General features: G+C 60.0%; 16 protein-coding genes. 3 read left to right on the forward strand and 13 right to left on the reverse strand.

The features are described from left to right. The first annotated feature begins 35 nt into the window (after positions 1-35). Positions 36-479 (forward strand): anti-virulence regulator CigR family protein, encoded by a 444-nt coding sequence (locus JJN09_RS26495; protein WP_249484407.1) that lies wholly within the window; start codon positions 36-38, stop codon positions 477-479. Positions 480-547: 68 nt separating this feature from the next. Here the strand turns inward: JJN09_RS26495 and JJN09_RS26500 are convergent, their stop codons facing one another. The 11 genes from JJN09_RS26500 to JJN09_RS26550 all read right to left on the reverse strand — a co-directional run bounded on the left by JJN09_RS26500 (position 548) and on the right by JJN09_RS26550 (position 10,660). Further along, on the reverse strand, positions 548-2,509 hold the full coding sequence (locus JJN09_RS26500) for a DUF4105 domain-containing protein (protein WP_249484408.1): 1,962 nt from the start codon (positions 2,507-2,509) through the stop codon (positions 548-550). After that, on the reverse strand, positions 2,506-2,826 hold the full coding sequence (locus JJN09_RS26505; RefSeq protein WP_065260625.1) for a DUF2388 domain-containing protein: 321 nt from the start codon (positions 2,824-2,826) through the stop codon (positions 2,506-2,508). The genes JJN09_RS26500 and JJN09_RS26505 overlap by 4 nt, the downstream gene beginning before the upstream one ends. A gap of 28 nt (positions 2,827-2,854) precedes the next feature. After that, a complete protein-coding gene (locus JJN09_RS26510; RefSeq protein WP_249484409.1) occupies positions 2,855-3,163 on the reverse strand; it encodes a DUF2388 domain-containing protein in 309 nt (102 codons plus the stop codon). Positions 3,164-3,270: 107 nt separating this feature from the next. Then, on the reverse strand, positions 3,271-3,588 hold the full coding sequence (locus tag JJN09_RS26515) for a DUF2388 domain-containing protein (protein WP_085713004.1): 318 nt from the start codon (positions 3,586-3,588) through the stop codon (positions 3,271-3,273). 135 nt (positions 3,589-3,723) lie between these two features. Further along, positions 3,724-3,933, reverse strand: coding sequence for a DUF1127 domain-containing protein (locus JJN09_RS26520; protein WP_249484410.1), 210 nt, complete (start codon positions 3,931-3,933; stop codon positions 3,724-3,726). A gap of 257 nt (positions 3,934-4,190) precedes the next feature. Then, positions 4,191-4,406, reverse strand: coding sequence for a DUF1127 domain-containing protein (locus JJN09_RS26525; RefSeq protein WP_161752288.1), 216 nt, complete (start codon positions 4,404-4,406; stop codon positions 4,191-4,193). 321 nt (positions 4,407-4,727) lie between these two features. Beyond that, a complete protein-coding gene (locus tag JJN09_RS26530) occupies positions 4,728-6,221 on the reverse strand; it encodes an acetyl-CoA hydrolase/transferase family protein (protein WP_249484411.1) in 1,494 nt (497 codons plus the stop codon). A 214-nt stretch (positions 6,222-6,435) separates the two neighbouring features. Next, complete coding sequence (locus tag JJN09_RS26535; protein WP_249484412.1) at positions 6,436-7,869, reverse strand: NAD(P)(+) transhydrogenase (Re/Si-specific) subunit beta; 1,434 nt, start codon at positions 7,867-7,869, stop codon at positions 6,436-6,438. Next, positions 7,869-8,189, reverse strand: a complete 321-nt coding sequence (locus JJN09_RS26540; RefSeq protein WP_003187417.1) for an NAD(P) transhydrogenase subunit alpha — start codon at positions 8,187-8,189, stop codon at positions 7,869-7,871. The genes JJN09_RS26535 and JJN09_RS26540 overlap by 1 nt, the downstream gene beginning before the upstream one ends. A gap of 15 nt (positions 8,190-8,204) precedes the next feature. Next, positions 8,205-9,326 (reverse strand): Re/Si-specific NAD(P)(+) transhydrogenase subunit alpha, encoded by a 1,122-nt coding sequence (locus JJN09_RS26545; RefSeq protein WP_011331831.1) that lies wholly within the window; start codon positions 9,324-9,326, stop codon positions 8,205-8,207. A gap of 434 nt (positions 9,327-9,760) precedes the next feature. After that, positions 9,761-10,660, reverse strand: a complete 900-nt coding sequence (locus JJN09_RS26550) for a LysR family transcriptional regulator (protein WP_249484413.1) — start codon at positions 10,658-10,660, stop codon at positions 9,761-9,763. Positions 10,661-10,818: 158 nt separating this feature from the next. Here JJN09_RS26550 and JJN09_RS26555 point away from each other — a divergent pair, with 158 nt between their 5' ends. Continuing rightward, entirely contained in the window at positions 10,819-12,000 is a 1,182-nt protein-coding gene (locus JJN09_RS26555) for an acyl-CoA dehydrogenase (RefSeq protein ID WP_007953903.1), read from the forward strand. Between the two features lie 10 nt (positions 12,001-12,010). After that, a complete protein-coding gene (locus JJN09_RS26560; protein WP_249490857.1) occupies positions 12,011-13,234 on the forward strand; it encodes a CaiB/BaiF CoA-transferase family protein in 1,224 nt (407 codons plus the stop codon). An 883-nt stretch (positions 13,235-14,117) separates the two neighbouring features. Here JJN09_RS26560 and JJN09_RS26565 read toward each other — a convergent pair. Next, positions 14,118-15,296, reverse strand: a complete 1,179-nt coding sequence (locus JJN09_RS26565) for a cystathionine gamma-synthase (RefSeq protein ID WP_249484414.1) — start codon at positions 15,294-15,296, stop codon at positions 14,118-14,120. Then, entirely contained in the window at positions 15,293-16,669 is a 1,377-nt protein-coding gene (locus tag JJN09_RS26570) for a pyridoxal-phosphate dependent enzyme (protein WP_249484415.1), read from the reverse strand. The genes JJN09_RS26565 and JJN09_RS26570 overlap by 4 nt, the downstream gene beginning before the upstream one ends. Between the last annotated feature and the right edge of the window lie 41 nt (positions 16,670-16,710).

Consider the following 16,710-nt stretch of genomic DNA (forward strand, 5'->3'; position numbering starts at 1 on the left):
ATCCCTTTTTGCTGTTAGTGCAGTGAGGAAAACCCATGAAAATGCCGAAACGTCTGATTGCCAGTCTGGGCGTGCTGATGATCAGCGCGACGCCGCTGCTGGCCAGCGCTGACCCACGCGACGATCACGACCACGGCGGCCCGCAGCAGGGTCAGTACGACAATCGCGGTGGTGATCACCATGATTGGCAAAGCAGTCACCGCGGCGGTCCGCCACCGCGTGACTTCGGGCCCGTGCGTCAGGTGATTCGTGACAATCATGGCTACTTCGTTCGCGGTGCGCCGCCGCCTCCGGGTATTCGCCTGGAACGCGGCCGGCCGTTGCCCCACGGCTATTACGGCGAGCGGCTGGATGCTCGGGCGTTGGGGCGGTTGCCGGTGTATCCGGGCTATGAATGGCGCCGTGCCGGTGGCGATATCGTGTTGATCGCGGTCGGCACCGGAATCGTCTACGAAGTGCTGGATGGCGTTCTGTACTGAATTGCAGGCCATAAAAAAGACCGCAGCCTTTCACAGGCTGCGGTCTTTTGTTTTTCAGGTCAGTTATTTCAGGGCAACTCCAGGCCGCCCGAGGCTTTGTGCAATTTGCGCAAATGCTCGCCGATCTGCTTCACGTTGGCCTCGTTGGCGGCAATTTCTGCCGCTCGCTTGGGCTCCAGCAGCGCACGCACTTCCTTGTCCAGATCGCCGCTCAGCACCAGCAACTGTTTCTGGCGCTGACTGCTTTCGGCTTCCAGTCGGCTGAACTCGCTCGGTTGCGGCAGGCCATAACCGCGAGAATCGAGCAGTTCCGCCGGACGGCTGAGGAAGCCGCTGTTGGCGAGGATCTGCTGCAGCGTCGCGTTGGCCTTGTCCATGCCACCGTTTTCCAGTTCACGGGCGCCGAGATAGCGTTGCTTGACCTCATCCTGGGCCAGCAGCAACTGGCGACGGAAACTGGCCTGCTCCAACAGCAGTAATGCGGCGCTGGTACGCAGGTCGGCGCGTTCGAACCATGGTCGACGTTCTTCCGCCGACAGCGACAGCCATTCCTCGACGCTGGTCTGCTTGATCGGCAATTGCTTCTTCAGCACATCAAACATTGCCTGATAGCGATCGCGGAACGAGTCGAAACGGTAACCCAGGCGCAACGCCTCTTTTGGATTATCCAGCACGCTGGTATCCGCCAGGCCCCGGCCCTTGAGCACTTCCAGCAAGCCATTGGGCATGATGCTGTCGAGGCCGGTGAGCTGCGCGTTATTACTGCCGCTGCGCAGCAGCTTCAGGCTTTCCACCGCGCAGTTGTTGGACAGGAAGAAGTAGTTGCCGTCGTAGCTCCAGTGCATTTCGGCGGCGTGTTCGACAACGTCTTCGATCTCGTTGCGCGACAGGTTCAGCGGCACCGAGGCGAGGCTGCGCAGTTCGGTCTTGGTGTATTCGTCGATTACCTGCGCCAGTGGCAGAACGAACAGGCGCGAAGGGTATTTACCGACCAGTCCATCCCAGCTCGACAGCTGCACGTCGCCGACGAATGCGCGGTAGGACAGCACCAGATGCTGGTCCAGATCCAGTCGGCAGTCCGGCCCGCGTGGCCGGCCCGGGGCGCAGATCACCAGGCGCAGCATGCTGTGGCCCCAGCGGCTGACCCAGTTCTGATTCGCTTCGGCCAGCAGGTAGTCGATGGCGTAGACCCGCTCCGGATCGACCTGGCCCAGCGGCTGTTTGGCAAAGTCGTTGCCGGCATTGAGGAAGGCGAAGGATTTGGCGCAGGAGTCCTTTTCCGGCGGCGCCCAGCCGAAGTGTTCCTTGTAATAGCGGTACAGCGCGGGCCGGCGGCAGGCGTAGCTCGGGTCGAGGAGGAAATACTCCATATTGACCGCGACGAATTCCTTCGGACTTGAGATTTCGTACAGGTCCGGGCTGCGGGCGATCTGCCGGTTGTGCTGCTCACGTTCGCCACGGCGGCCGACGTATTGCTGCCAGCCGGCGAGGTCGAGCAGACGAGGGTCATCGCTGAGGGTGAAGCGCCGATCGTTCTGGCCCCGACACTCATCCGGCAGTCCGACCAGCCCGGCACTGTTGTTGCGGCGGGTGCAGCGCTGGATCAGCGTGCGTTCGGCGGCCGGCCACAGCCGTGCGCGGTCGTAGATATGGGTGATTTCGTGCAGCACCGTAGCCAGCAGTTCCTGCCGCACAGTGCCGTGGGGGCGACTGGTCTTTTGTTTGGCCGCACTGCCATCGGTAAGACTGGCGAGCAGTTTGCGGTTCAGGTCCAGCTCGGAAACAAGAGCCGCCTCACCATAGGCATTGTCGGGCATCTCGTCGGTCCAGCCGACATCGATGCGTCGATCCAGGCGTTCGATGAAGCTCGGCGGCAGTTTCTGCATCGCTTCATCGAGCAGTGCCTGGCTGGCCTGTTGTTGGGCGGGGCTCAGGCCGTCGGTCTTGAGCCGCAGTTGCAGGCTGGCGTGGGCGTTACTGCCGATCAGCAGCAGCGCTCCGGCCAGCAGCCAGGCGTTGAGAGACTTCACAATGCGAGGATGGCTTCGGCGAGTACCTGGTCACTGGCGTCGCGGGCTTCCGGCACGCGGGTGCGCAAGGTGTTGAGGGCGGCTTCCAGGTGCGCGCCACGGATATCACCGTTGCTGGCGACGAAGCTGGCGGCGTCGTCGTGGGCTTCGCGGATGATTTTCGAATCGCGGATCGACGTGGTGGTGTCGGAGGTGAAATCGATGGTGCGCTGGGAGGCACGAACGATGATGTTACTGGTGGCTACCAGGGTATGTGCCTGGGCCATATCGGCCAACAACAGCAGGCCAAGGGCGGCAGCAATCAGCGGGCTACGCATGGAACGACTCCGGAGGGGGCAAGAATAACTATTGGACGAGAATTGCCTGTGCCAGTTCAAGGTCGCTTACATGAAGTTTTGGCCGGGATTTGCGCAGGTAATGCAGTGCGGATTCCAGCTGAGCGCCTCGCAACTGGCCGTCACTGGCAACGAATACCGCGGCATCGTCGTGGGCGGCAAGCAGTAGTTTACGGTCGAAAGGTGCGGAAGACACCATGCTGGTGGCGTAACCGCTGACTACGGTGTTTTGCGTCGAGACGTCAAAGGCATCGACCGACGTTGCCCAGCAGACAGTGACCAGAACGGAAGGGATAAGCAGATTTTGATAAAAACGCATGGGTCTCAGGAGCTGTTAGCGAGTCCCAAGGCTAGCGTAATGCCCGGTCTAGAGCCAGCGGCGAAACATAGGGACATGACTGGCATGTCCCTACCAGCAATGCTGGCTCAGATCGCCAGAATGGCTTGTGCCAGTTGTGCGTCGGTCGCATTCAGTTGCGGGGCCTGATGGCGGATGAGATCCAGGGCACTCTCGAGTTTCACGCCGCGGATCTGGCCTTCGCTGGCAACGAAGCTGGCAGCATCGTCACGGGCAGCGATCACGACTTTGTTGTCACGCAGCGAAGAGCTGACGTCGGAAGTCGCGTCCGAAGAGGACTTCAGCGCGCCGACAACGGCGTCGGTGGTCACGATGAAGCTGGTAGCGCTGGCATTGGCAGCCACGGCCAGCAGGGCGGCAGCGCTGAGCAGGCGAAGACGGGACATGGTGTAACTCCTCTGGAAATTTCGTATTGGGAGGTGGCTTGGTGTCTGGGAAGTCAGACGCCAGTCGCACGGCATTCGCCACGTTCTGCCCGGATATTAGGCCTGTGTGGGAGGTTTCGCACAGAGGGCAAAATGCTAGCGCCAGAAGGGTTTCTCCAGTTCGTTCAGTCGGTCAGCGTGGCTGAGGCCCAGATCGGCGAGATCCCGACCATTGAGTTGAGCCAGCAGGCGCCGTGTCCTGGCGCGCTCCAGCCCTTGCCAGAAGCCTCTGAACAGCCGTCGAAGAAGACCGAAGCGAGGAGAGCGTTCGACCGTAACGGCTGAAACATCCTGTAAGTGATTCATGACGTCTTCCTTTTGCCGACGGAGGCGGAAGGTCATGTTGAGCCGAATGCAGTGAGCACGGCAGATACACATTGCTAGAATTGTACTGGTTCAGTTTTGAATTAAGTGAAACTGTACCTGTCATCGACACAGGCACCTGTACCGGGCGTTTTTGGAGCCCAAAACGACAAGACCCGTCGCGGTTTCCCGCGACGGGTCTTGTGTGTTCAATTCGGGTTGCTGGCGGTGGGTCTAGCGACCAGAGCCAGCGACGCTACTTAGCGCCAGAACGGCTTGCTCAGCTCTTCGTAGCGTTGTGCTTCGCTAATCCCCGCGTCAGCCAGCAGACGCGAATCCAGACGAGCCAGTTGGTGGCGGCTGGAGATGCGGCGCTGCCACAGCATCAGGTTGGCGATAACGCGCAGAGGCATGGAAGCCTGGGTTTTTGCAGCTTTGTCTTCGAAGAACAGTTCGGAACTGAGTGTACGTTCCATGGTTGACATCCTTCCGCTTGTGGCGGGATTAGGTAGTGGTTTAACTGGTGCCCATGATCCTCTCGTTTGGCCAGACTCTCTAGATACAGTTCACTTGTATTGTGAGTGACCAGTTAACTGTTTATAGGGGGTGTACGGGTCAAAATTGCGCAAACTGTACCTGTATGCGCCTATTTGGTGCATTTTTGCCCAAATCGATGATTCAAGCAGGCAAAAGCCGTAGGAAAAGACCGGTACAGCAGTACAGTTTTTGACGATATTGGAAGTTTTCAAATTCACGCTGGCGAAACTGTGTTTGCACCAGCGGAATTTCTGTGCGGATTACACCTTCAGCATGCGTCCGGTTTCTTCCAGATTGATGTGCCAGCTAAGAGCATCACGCAGGATGTGCGGGGTGTGGCCACCGATTGCACAGGCTTTTTCGAAGTAATCGTTCAGCGCCTGGCGGTAGTCCGGGTGCACACAGTTGTCGATGATGACCCGGGCGCGTTCACGTGGCGCCAGGCCACGCAGGTCGGCCAGACCGACCTCGGTCACCAGGATGTCGACGTCATGTTCGGTGTGGTCGACGTGGCTGACCATGGGCACCACGCTGGAAATCGCGCCGCCCTTGGCGATCGACTTGGTCACGAACACCGCCAGGTGTGCGTTGCGTGCGAAGTCACCCGAACCGCCAATGCCGTTCATCATCCGCGTGCCGCAGACGTGGGTTGAGTTGACGTTGCCATAAATGTCGAACTCGAGCGCAGTGTTGATGCCAATGATGCCCAGGCGACGAACCACTTCCGGATGGTTCGAGATCTCCTGCGGGCGCAGCACCAGTTTGTCCTTGTACTTCTCCAGGTTACCGAACACGTCGCTGTTGCGCCGCTCCGACAGGGTGATCGAGCTTCCCGAGGCGAAGCTCAGCTTGCCTGCATCGATCAGGTCGAAGGTCGAGTCCTGCAGTACTTCGGAGTACATGGTCAGGTCTTCGAACGGTGAATCGATCAACCCGCACATCACCGCGTTGGCGATGTTGCCGATCCCGGCCTGCAACGGGCCGAGCTTGTTGGTCATGCGCCCGGCATCGACTTCCTGCTTGAAGAAGGTGATCAGGTGATCGGCGATGGCTTTGGTGTCGACATCAGGCGCCGACACGGTGGACGGCGAATCCGACTGCTCGGTGATGACGATCGCGACAATCTTCTCCGGCGGGATCGGGATCGCGGTGCTGCCAATGCGGTCGTCTACTTTTACCAGCGGGATGGGCGTGCGGGTCGGGCGATAGGTCGGGATATAGATGTCATGCAGACCTTCGAGGTTGGCGTTGTGCGCCAGGTTGATTTCGACGATCACGTGTTTGGCGAAGATCGCAAAGCTCGCGGAGTTGCCCACCGAGGTGGTCGGCACGATGTGGCCCTGTTCGGTAATAGCCACGGCTTCGATCACGGCGATGTCCGGCAGTTTCAGTTGCTGGTTGCGCAGTTGTTCGACGGTTTCCGACAGGTGCTGGTCAATGAACATCACTTCGCCGGCGTTGATCGCCTTGCGCAAGGTACTGTCAACCTGGAACGGCATGCGCCGGGACAGGACGCCGGCCTCGGTCAGTTGTTTGTCGAGGTCGTTGCCCAGACTGGCACCGGTCATCAGGCTGATTTTCAGCGGCGTGACCTTGGCTCGCTCGGCCAGCGCATGGGGAACGGCCTTGGCTTCGCCGGCGCGGGTGAAGCCGCTCATGCCGACGGTCATGCCGTCCTCAATCAGCGCAGCGGCGTCGGCGGCGCTCATCACTTTATCCAACAACGAAGGCAGGCGAATACGGTCACGGTACATGGATTATTTTCTCGGGCAGCGAGTAGCAGGATGCGCAGTCTAGTGAATTTCGCGGGCGCCTGTCCCGCTACCAAGGTCGCAAACGAGGCGTCTATTTAGCGGGTTTCAAGTAAAACACCGTTACCGGATCTGCAACAACGCGGCAAATTGTCCGACGCTTTGCGCAAACAAAAACGCCCCGACAAGTCGGGGCGTTTTGTATTGCCTGCGAGGTTTACTCGACCGCTTTGACCATGTCTTCGATGACTTTCTTCGCGTCGCCGAACACCATCATGGTCTTGTCCAGATAGAACAGTTCGTTGTCCAGACCGGCATAGCCGCTGGCCATCGAGCGCTTGTTGACGATGATGGTCTTGGCCTTGAACGCTTCGAGGATCGGCATGCCGGCAATCGGCGATTTCGGATCGTTCTTGGCGGCCGGGTTGACCACGTCGTTGGCGCCGAGCACCAGCACCACGTCGGCCTGGCCGAACTCGGAGTTGATGTCTTCCATCTCGAACACTTGGTCGTACGGCACTTCGGCCTCGGCCAGCAGTACGTTCATGTGTCCGGGCATCCGGCCGGCCACCGGGTGAATCGCGTACTTCACGGTCACGCCACGATGGGTCAGCTTCTCGGTCAGCTCTTTCAGCGCATGTTGCGCACGGGCCACCGCCAGACCATAGCCCGGCACGATGATCACGGTGTCGGCGTTGGTCAGCAGGAAGGTCGCGTCGTCAGCCGAACCGGATTTCACCGGACGTGCTTCTTTCGCGCCGGCCGGGCCAGCATCCGCCGTATTGCCGAAACCGCCGAGCAGTACATTAAAGAAGGAGCGGTTCATCGCCTTGCACATGATGTACGAGAGGATCGCACCGCTCGAACCCACCAGGGAGCCGGCAATGATCAGCATCGAGTTGTTCAGCGAGAAGCCGATACCCGCCGCTGCCCAGCCGGAATAACTGTTGAGCATCGATACCACCACCGGCATGTCGGCGCCGCCGATCGGGATGATGATCAGCACGCCCATGACAAACGCCAGGGCCAGCATCAGTGCGAACGCGGCGAGGTTGCCGGTCAGCATGAACGTCACGCCGAACGCCAACGTTGCCAGCCCCAGCACTGCGTTCAACTTGTGCTGTCCGGAGAACTGTACCGGTGCACCCTGGAACAGGCGGAACTTGTACTTGCCCGACAGCTTGCCGAACGCGATCACCGAACCTGAGAAGGTGATGGCGCCAATGGCTGCACCGAGGAACAGCTCCAGACGGTTGCCCGCCGGAATCGAGTCGCCCAGTTGCTTGACGATGCCGAGCGACTGCGGCTCGACCACCGCAGCGATAGCGATGAACACCGCCGCGAGGCCGATCATGCTGTGCATGAAGGCGACCAGTTCTGGCATCTTGGTCATTTCAACGCGCTTGGCCATGATCGAACCGGCAGTACCGCCGATCAGCAGGCCGACGATCACATAACCGATACCTGCCGTAGCAAGTTCAGCGCCCAGCTTATAGATGAGGCCGACGGTGGTGAGAATCGCCAGGCCCATGCCGAGCATGCCAAACAGGTTGCCGCGGCGCGACGTGGTCGGGTGCGACAGGCCTTTGAGGGCCTGGATGAAGCAGATCGACGCGATCAGGTAGAGCGTCGTGACGAGGTTCATGCTCATTACTTCGGCGCCTCTTCTTTTACTTTAGGGGCTTTCTTCTTGAACATCTCAAGCATGCGGCGGGTCACCAGGAAGCCACCGAACACATTGACCGCGGCCAGTGCCACGGCGAGGGTGCCCATGGTCTTGCCCAGCGGAGTGACGGTCAGGGCGGCGGCAAGCATGGCGCCGACGATAACGATTGCCGAAATGGCGTTGGTCACCGCCATCAGCGGCGTGTGCAGCGCGGGTGTAACGTTCCAGACCACGTGGTAACCGACATAAATCGCCAGCACGAAGATGATCAGGTTGTAGATACCGGGGGAGATAAGCTCTTCCATCGTCTGAATCCCTGCTTAGGCGTTTTTGCGGATGACTTGGCCGTCGCGGCACATCAGGCACGCGGCGACGATGTCGTCTTCGAGGTTCACTTCGAACTGGCCTTCTTTGGTGAAGACCAGCTTCAGGAAGTCCAGCAGGTTGCGTGCGTACAGCGCCGAGGCGTCTGCGGCGACTTCACCGGCCAGATTGGTCGGGCCGACGATGGTCACGCCGTTCTCGATCACGACCTGATCGGCCACGGTCAGCGGGCAGTTGCCACCCTGGGCTGCAGCGAGGTCGATGACCACCGAGCCGGGTTTCATCTGCGCCACGGTGTCCGCGCTCAACAGCGTCGGTGCCTTACGGCCCGGGATCAGTGCAGTGGTGATGACAATATCAGCCTGCTTGGCCCGCTCGTGCACAGCCTGGGCCTGACGCTGCATCCAGCTCGCCGGCATCGGACGTGCATAACCGCCGACACCGACTGCGCATTCGCGTTCTTCATCGGTCTCGTAAGGCACGTCGACGAACTTGGCGCCGAGGGACTCGATCTGTTCCTTCACGGCCGGACGTACGTCGGACGCTTCGATGACGGCACCCAGACGTTTCGCCGTGGCAATCGCCTGCAACCCGGCCACACCAGCCCCCAGAATCAGCACGCGCGCCGCTTTCACGGTGCCCGCAGCGGTCATCAGCATCGGCATGAATCGCGGGTAGTAGTGAGCGGCCAGCAACACGGCCTTGTAGCCGGCAATGTTCGCCTGGGACGACAGCACGTCGAGGCTCTGGGCCCGAGAGGTGCGCGGCGCCGCTTCCAGGGCGAACGCGGTAATTCCGCACTCGGCCATCTTCGCGATGGTGTCGTTATTGAACGGGTTGAGCATGCCCACCAGCACCGTTCCGCGCTTGATCAGCGTCAGTTCGGCATCGCTTGGCGCGACCACTTTGAGAATCAGCTCGGCGCCAAACGCGTCATTGGCACTGCCAATGGTTGCGCCTGCCGCTTCATAGGCACTGTCGACAACGCTGGCTTTAACGCCGGCGCCGGTTTGCACAGTGACCTTATGACCTTGGCTGATCAGCTTTTTAATGGTTTCCGGGGTTGCAGCAACCCGTGTTTCACCGGTCTGGGTTTCGAGAGGAACACCAATGTGCACGTCAAATCTCCTGCGTGATCTTATTGAGTAAACCCATGCACTACGGATGGTGCGACTGGGGCGGCCGATCAGCACGATCCCGCCAAATCAGGGCGGGGCGCGGCATTTTGCAGGCGAAGTTTATGCCCTTCAAGGGATTATGACGGGTGACGGAAAATTAACTACAAGTCATCCCGTGACCGAATGTCGCAGATGGCCGGTTGAATCCCTTGCAGGCCGTGCCTTTCAAGGAGTCTGGATGAATTTGAAGAATTTTCTCATCGGTGACGTGAATAGGTCGCAATGAGTCGCGAATGAGGGCTCTAAGCCACGTCGCCAGCCGCTTGTGGGACGTCTGTACGACTTTCGGATACAGTCTGTCAATTTGCGACAAATAGTTATATCTGTAGGGCTTTGAATATCCTGACTACGGGGTTAGCAATCGCTGAAAGCCTTTAACCCTCTAGGTTGTAGCTGTGTGCCTGGTTCACCAGCCAATCGCGAAAAGCCTTGAGTGACGCGGATTCGACTTTTCGATCCGGAATCATCAGGTAATACGCCTTGATGCTGGAGAGTGCATTGGGGTTGGCAATCACCAGGCGTTTCTCGGCCAGTTCGCGCTGAATCAGGAACGGAGGAATCAGCGCGATACCCATGTCGTGCATGGCCGCTTGGGCCAGCATGGAGAATAGCTCGTAGCGTGGACCTGTCATGTCGCGGGGGATGTTCAGGTGTTGCGAGTTGAACCACTGCCGCCAGGCGTAGGGGCGAGTGGTTTGCTGGAGCAGCGGCAGGTCGGCGATCTCTTCGGGTGTCAGACTGTTCTTATTGCCGAGCAAGGCAGGACTGCATACCGGCATCGGATTCTCGCCCATCAGCCTGTGGGATTCGGTACCGGACCAGTCGGCATCGCCAAAGTAGATGGCGGCATCGAAGTCGGTGTCGGCAAACAGGAACGGGCGCGTGCGGTTGGTCAGGTTGACGGTCACTTCCGGGTGCTTGAGCTGGAAGTCCTTCAGTCTTGGCAGCAGCCATTGCGTGCCGAAGGTGGGCACCACGGCAAGTTCGATCACGTTGGTGCCTTGCTGACCCATCACTGACAAGGTGTCGCGCTCCACGGCGTCGAGTTGGGTGGCGACTCGGCGACTGTAGGAAAGCCCCGCTTCTGTCAGCTTCACTCCGCGACGCGAGCGTCGGAACAGTTCGACACTGAGGAAGTCCTCGAGGCTGGCGATCTGTCGGCAAATGGCACCCTGGGTGAGAGAAAGTTCTTCGGCGGCCTTGGTAAAGCTCTCGTGACGGGCGGCGGCTTCAAAGCTGATCAGGGCGGTGGTGCTGGGTATCTTGCGGCGCATGTACGTCAACCTCACTAATACATCGCTCAATCGGCATTTCGCGACGTTTCGGAGTGAGAAATTAGCACAACAGGATGCAAAATCCTCGTTTGCCGGGATGGCGAAGCGGGCCTAGGATCAATGGCACGTTAATTCACCCGATTTGCGAGGACTCACTCATGGGCGGTAAAGCTAGCTTCAACTGGATCGATCCACTGCTGCTGGATCAACAGCTGACTGAAGAAGAACGCATGATCCGCGACACTGCCGAGCAATTCGCCCAGCAGAGCCTCGCGCCACGTGTTCTGGAAGCCTTCCGCCATGAGAAGACTGACCCGGCGATCTTCCGTGAGATGGGTGAGGTTGGCCTGTTGGGCGCGACCATTCCCGAGCAGTACGGCGGCAGCGGTCTCAACTATGTCAGCTACGGTCTGATTGCTCGTGAAGTCGAGCGCGTCGACTCTGGCTACCGTTCGATGATGAGCGTGCAGTCTTCGCTGGTGATGGTGCCGATCAACGAATTCGGTACCGAAGCACAGAAGCAGAAGTACCTGCCGAAACTGGCTTCCGGCGAGTGGATCGGCTGCTTCGGTCTGACCGAGCCGAACCACGGTTCCGACCCGGGCGCGATGATTACGCGTGCACGCAAAGTCGACGGCGGCTACAGCCTGACTGGCGCCAAGATGTGGATTACCAACAGCCCGATCGCCGATGTGTTTGTGGTCTGGGCCAAGGACGACGCTGGGGACATCCGCGGCTTCGTGCTGGAGAAGGGCTGGAAAGGCCTGAGCGCTCCGGCGATTCACGGCAAGGTCGGCCTGCGAGCCTCGATCACCGGTGAAATCGTCATGGACAACGTGTTCGTGCCGGAAGAGAACATCTTCCCGGACGTGCGTGGCTTGAAAGGCCCGTTCACCTGCCTCAACTCTGCCCGTTATGGCATCTCCTGGGGTGCGCTGGGCGCAGCCGAGTTCTGCTGGCACACCGCTCGCCAGTACACCCTGGATCGCCAGCAGTTCGGTCGTCCGTTGGCCGCTACTCAGTTGATCCAGAAGAAGCTGGCCGACATGCAGACCGAGATCACTCTGGCGCTGCAAGGCTGCCTGCGTCTGGGTCGTATGAAAGATGAGGGCACCGCTGCGGTAGAAATCACTTCGATCATGAAGCGTAACTCTTGCGGCAAGTCTCTGGATATCGCTCGCATGGCGCGTGACATGTTGGGCGGCAACGGAATCTCCGACGAGTTCGGGGTGGCTCGTCACCTGGTCAACCTTGAAGTGGTGAATACCTATGAAGGTACTCACGATGTCCACGCGCTTATCCTCGGTCGTGCGCAGACCGGCCTGCAGGCGTTCTATTAATAGGAGAGCGATCATGGGCGCGCTGTCGCATCTGCGGGTACTGGATTTATCGCGAGTGCTGGCCGGCCCATGGGCCGGGCAGATTCTTGCCGACCTTGGGGCGGAAGTGATCAAGGTCGAGCGCCCGGGCAATGGTGACGACACTCGTGCCTGGGGGCCGCCCTTTCTGAAAGACGCTTACGGCGAGAATACGTCGGAGGCGGCGTATTACCTGTCGGCCAACCGCAACAAACAATCGGTGACGATCGACTTCACGCGTCCCGAAGGTCAGAAGCTTGTTCGGGAGCTGGCTGCCAAGTCGGACATCCTGATCGAAAACTTCAAGGTCGGTGGGCTGGCGGCTTACGGTCTGGACTATGAGTCGCTGAAGGCGATCAATCCGGATCTGATCTATTGCTCGATCACAGGCTTTGGCCAGACCGGGCCGTATGCCAAGCGCGCGGGTTATGACTTCATGATTCAAGGGCTTGGCGGGCTGATGAGTCTCACCGGTCGACCTGAAGGTGATGAGGGCTCCGGCCCGGTAAAAGTGGGTGTGGCGCTCACGGATATCCTCACGGGGCTGTATTCGACCGTGGCGATCCTTGCGGCGCTGGCTCACCGTGATCACGATGGCGGCGGTCAACATATCGATATGGCGCTGCTGGATGTACAGGTGGCGTGTCTGGCTAACCAGGCGATGAACTACCTGACGACGGGTAATGCGCCAAAGCGGCTAGGGAATGCACATCCGAATATCGTGCCGTACCAGGATTTTCCTACGGCTGATGGTGACTTCATTCTTACCGTGGGTAATGACGGACAGTTCCGCAAGTTTGCCGAGGTGGCGGGGCAGCCGCAGTGGGCGGACGATCCACGTTTCGCGACCAATAAGCTGCGGGTAGCGAACCGGGCAGTACTGATTCCGCTGATCCGCCAGGCGACAGTCTTCAAGACGACCGCCGAGTGGGTGGCTCAGCTGGAGCAGGCGGGTGTGCCGTGCGGGCCGATCAATGATCTGTCACAAGTGTTCGAGGACCCGCAGGTGAAGTCTCGCGGGTTGGCGATTGAGCTACCACATGCGCTGGCGGGGATGGTGCCGCAGGTGGCCAGCCCGATCCGGTTGTCCCGGACTCCGGTTGAGTATCGACACGCCCCTCCTTTATTGGGCGAGCATACGCTTGAGGTTTTGCAGCGGGTGTTGGGTCTGGGGGCTGGGGCAGTGGCTGCGATGAAAGAGGATGGGGTGCTCTGATGGCTCCTTCTATATAGAAGAGGTGATGAGTCCTTCTTCTATATAGAGGGAATCGACTGCTTTTTGGCCTATTGGCAAGTTATTGAAAGAAAAGTGAAATTAAGAGTTGACGGCAGATTCTGGAGGCCTATAATTCGCCCCACTTCCGGCGCAGTCGAAACAGCCACAGCACCGGCACCCACATGATCCGAACCATCCGAAGCAACCGCCCCGGTTTTGACATGGTCCGCCCCATCAGACGCCAGCGCCTGAGCCTGCGCAGCCCAGACACTGGGCATCACCACAACCGATGCAGCGACCGCCAGGACGACGCCTGACCAAAGCTTGTGTTTCATGATTTTCTCCACGACCCATCAGCCACAAAGCATCCGAGCGTTGCCCGTCAAATGTTGCTGACGGCGTGGCTCGTTGGCCCGGGGTTAACCAGATTGGCGATTGGCACGGGCGCACCTCAAGGCGCACAGGTGTCGACGGTTTACATGAAATCTGCACAGCGAGCTGAAAAGTATAGTTCGCGCTCGGCGGGTGACAGGTGGAAGGGCTTTGAAGGCGATAGTCGGTTAGCTTCCTTGCGGGCCAGGGCTAGAAAACAATCAGTCTAAAAACCGTGTAGCGCGAAGCAGTGTGTTTGCTAGGCTCAAGGATGTAGGCGAAGACGCAGACTGATGCGCAAGCGGATAGCGAGGAAGCGTTGGGCGCGTTCCGAAGGGTACACGGTTAGAAAGAACCCCGCGCTGGGTTCCAGCCCTTATGCCGTGTGAAGCAGCAGAGCACATTGCCTGTACTGTGAGAGTCCTGATAAACCTCGTAAGCCAGAGACCAGCACTGGCCGCCTACTCAAACACCAAAGCCCGCATCGTGCGGGCTTTGACGTTTTTGCGAGTTAGATGCTGGCAAGCGCTTGCGCCAGGTCCGCACGCAAGTCTTCGATATCCTCGACGCCCACCGACAGACGCACCAGGCTGTCACCGATGCCCAGCTTGGCACGGGTTTCAGCCGGGATGGTGGCGTGAGTCATGATCGCCGGGTGCTCGATCAGGCTTTCCACACCGCCGAGGCTTTCGGCCAGGGCGAAAATCTGCACGTTCTCCAGGAAGCGGCGAGCGCCCGCCAGATCGCTGTTCAGATCAAGGGAAATCATCCCGCCGAAACCACGCATCTGACGCTTGGCCAGTTCATGCTGAGGGTGCGATTCCAGACCCGGGTAGTAGACGCGCTTGACCTGCGGCTGTTGTTCCAGCCAGCGCGCCAGTTCCAGTGCGTTGCTGCAATGACGCTCCATGCGCAGCGCCAGCGTCTTCACGCCGCGCAGAGTAAGGAAGGCGTCGAACGGGCCGGCGATGGCGCCGACGGCGTTCTGCAGGAAGCCCAGACGCTCGGCCAGCGCAGGGTTGTCGCCAACCACCGCGATGCCGCCGATCACGTCGGAGTGACCGTTCAGGTATTTGGTGGTCGAGTGCAGCACGATGTCGAAACCCAGTTCCAGCGGACGCTGGATCCATGGGCTGGCGAAGGTGTTGTCGGCCACGCAGATGATCCCGCGCGCCTTGCAGATGCGGGCGATGGCGGCGAGGTCGGACAGGCTCAGCAGCGGGTTGGTCGGCGTTTCCACCATGACCATGCGGGTGTCGTCCTGCAGCGACGCTTCGAACGCCGACAGGTCGGCCAGGTCGACGTAGCTGAAACGATGCCCGGCACTGCGCTGGCGCACCTTGTCGAACAGACGGAACGTGCCGCCGTACAGGTCATTGCCGGACACGATGTGCGAGCCCGCATCGATCAGTTCGAGCACGGTGGAAATCGTCGCCAGCCCGGAAGCGAAGGCGAAGGCCTGGGTGCCGCCTTCCAGGTCCGCCACGCAACGCTCCAGCGCAAAACGCGTCGGGTTGTGCGAGCGGCCGTAGTCGAAACCCTTGTGTACGCCGGGGCTGTCTTGCAGGTATGTGGAGTTGGCGTAGATCGGCGGCATCAGCGCGCCGGTGGTCGGGTCCGGCGTTTGCCCTGCGTGGATCACGCGGGTGGCGAAGCCCTGAGGGCGGGCGTTCTTGTCGTGCTGACTCATGCGAGGGATCTCCGTAACTGATTGAGCATGTCGACGCGGGTGATCAGGCCGTGGAAGCCGGAAGCGTCGGCAATGATCGCCACCAGGCCGCTGCTGAGCACGGCTTCGAGTTCAGCCAGCGTGGCGCCGGGGGCGAGGGTTTGCAACTTGTCCGTCATCGCTTTGGCGACGGGTTTGCTGAAGAGCGAGGCGTCTTCGTGTACGCGCACCAGGATGTCTGATTCGTCGATCACACCGACCAGTTGTTTGCCATCCACCAGCACCGGCAACTGCGAGACATCGGCCAGGCGCATGCGCTGGAACGCGGTCATCAGCGTATCGTCCGGGCCGACGCTGACGACCTTGCCGTCTTCGAAACGTCGGGCAATCAGGTCGCGCAGATCGCCGTAGCGTTTGCGCTGCAACAGGCCCTGATCGGTCATCCATTGGTCGTTGTAGACCTTCGACAGGTAGCGAGTGCCAGTGTCACAGACGAAGCTGACGACGCGTTTCGGCACGGTCTGCTCACGGCAGTAACGCAGCGCGGCGGCGAGCAGGGTGCCGGTGGACGAACCACCGAGAATGCCTTCGGCTTTCAGCAACTGACGGGCGTGATCGAAGCTTTCTTCGTCGCTGATCGAGTAGGCGCTGCGCACGCTCGACAGGTCGGTGATCGACGGAATGAAGTCTTCGCCGATGCCTTCCACCGCCCACGATCCGGCGGTGCCGAGATGCTTGCTGCGGCTGTATTCAGCCATGACCGAACCGACCGGGTCGGCCAGGACCATTTCAAGATCCGGCTGCACGCGTTTGAAGAAACGGGTCAGGCCGGTCAGCGTGCCAGCCGAGCCGACGCCGACGACGATGGCGTCCAGGTCATGCTCGGTCTGCGCCCAGATTTCCGGCGCAGTGCTGCATTCGTGGGCCAGCGGGTTGGCCGGGTTGTTGAACTGGTCGGCGAAAAAGGCGCCGGGAATGTCTTTCGCCAGACGCGCGGCGACGTCTTGATAGTACTCAGGGTGACCTTTGCCCACATCGGAACGGGTGATGTGTACTTCGGCGCCCATGGCCTTGAGGTGCAGGACTTTTTCCGTGGACATTTTGTCCGGCACCACCAGCACGACGCGGTAGCCCTTGGCGCGGCCAACCAGCGCCAGGCCCAGGCCGGTGTTGCCGGCGGTGGCTTCAACGATCGTGCCACCGGGTTTCAAGCGACCGTCGCGTTCGGCGGCGTCAATCATCGCCAGGCCGATACGATCCTTGATCGATCCGCCAGGGTTCTGGGATTCAAGTTTGAGAAACAGGGTGCACAGGCCGGTATCGAAGCGGGTGACTTGTACCAGCGGAGTATTACCGATCAGCCCAAGTACGGCAGGGCGTGATTCCTTAGACATTTCTTCACCTCTTTGTGGTGTTGATCGCGTTCCATTCGCGG

It is taken from the genome of Pseudomonas sp. HS6, from assembly GCF_023375815.1.
Classification (GTDB): Bacteria; Pseudomonadota; Gammaproteobacteria; order Pseudomonadales; family Pseudomonadaceae; genus Aquipseudomonas.

Coding starts and splice junctions, on each gene's coding strand:
- JJN09_RS26565 (WP_249484414.1), bottom strand. CDS start 15,296: ATGAGTCAGCACGACAAGAACGCCCGCCCTCAGGGCTTCGCCACCCGC.
- JJN09_RS26515 (WP_085713004.1), bottom strand. CDS start 3,588: ATGTCCCGTCTTCGCCTGCTCAGCGCTGCCGCCCTGCTGGCCGTGGCT.
- JJN09_RS26530 (WP_249484411.1), bottom strand. CDS start 6,221: ATGTACCGTGACCGTATTCGCCTGCCTTCGTTGTTGGATAAAGTGATG.
- JJN09_RS26555 (WP_007953903.1), top strand. CDS start 10,819: ATGGGCGGTAAAGCTAGCTTCAACTGGATCGATCCACTGCTGCTGGAT.
- JJN09_RS26505 (WP_065260625.1), bottom strand. CDS start 2,826: ATGCGTAGCCCGCTGATTGCTGCCGCCCTTGGCCTGCTGTTGTTGGCC.
- JJN09_RS26535 (WP_249484412.1), bottom strand. CDS start 7,869: ATGAGCATGAACCTCGTCACGACGCTCTACCTGATCGCGTCGATCTGC.
- JJN09_RS26540 (WP_003187417.1), bottom strand. CDS start 8,189: ATGGAAGAGCTTATCTCCCCCGGTATCTACAACCTGATCATCTTCGTG.
- JJN09_RS26550 (WP_249484413.1), bottom strand. CDS start 10,660: ATGCGCCGCAAGATACCCAGCACCACCGCCCTGATCAGCTTTGAAGCC.
- JJN09_RS26510 (WP_249484409.1), bottom strand. CDS start 3,163: ATGCGTTTTTATCAAAATCTGCTTATCCCTTCCGTTCTGGTCACTGTC.
- JJN09_RS26525 (WP_161752288.1), bottom strand. CDS start 4,406: ATGGAACGTACACTCAGTTCCGAACTGTTCTTCGAAGACAAAGCTGCA.
- JJN09_RS26570 (WP_249484415.1), bottom strand. CDS start 16,669: ATGTCTAAGGAATCACGCCCTGCCGTACTTGGGCTGATCGGTAATACT.
- JJN09_RS26495 (WP_249484407.1), top strand. CDS start 36: ATGAAAATGCCGAAACGTCTGATTGCCAGTCTGGGCGTGCTGATGATC.
- JJN09_RS26520 (WP_249484410.1), bottom strand. CDS start 3,933: ATGAATCACTTACAGGATGTTTCAGCCGTTACGGTCGAACGCTCTCCT.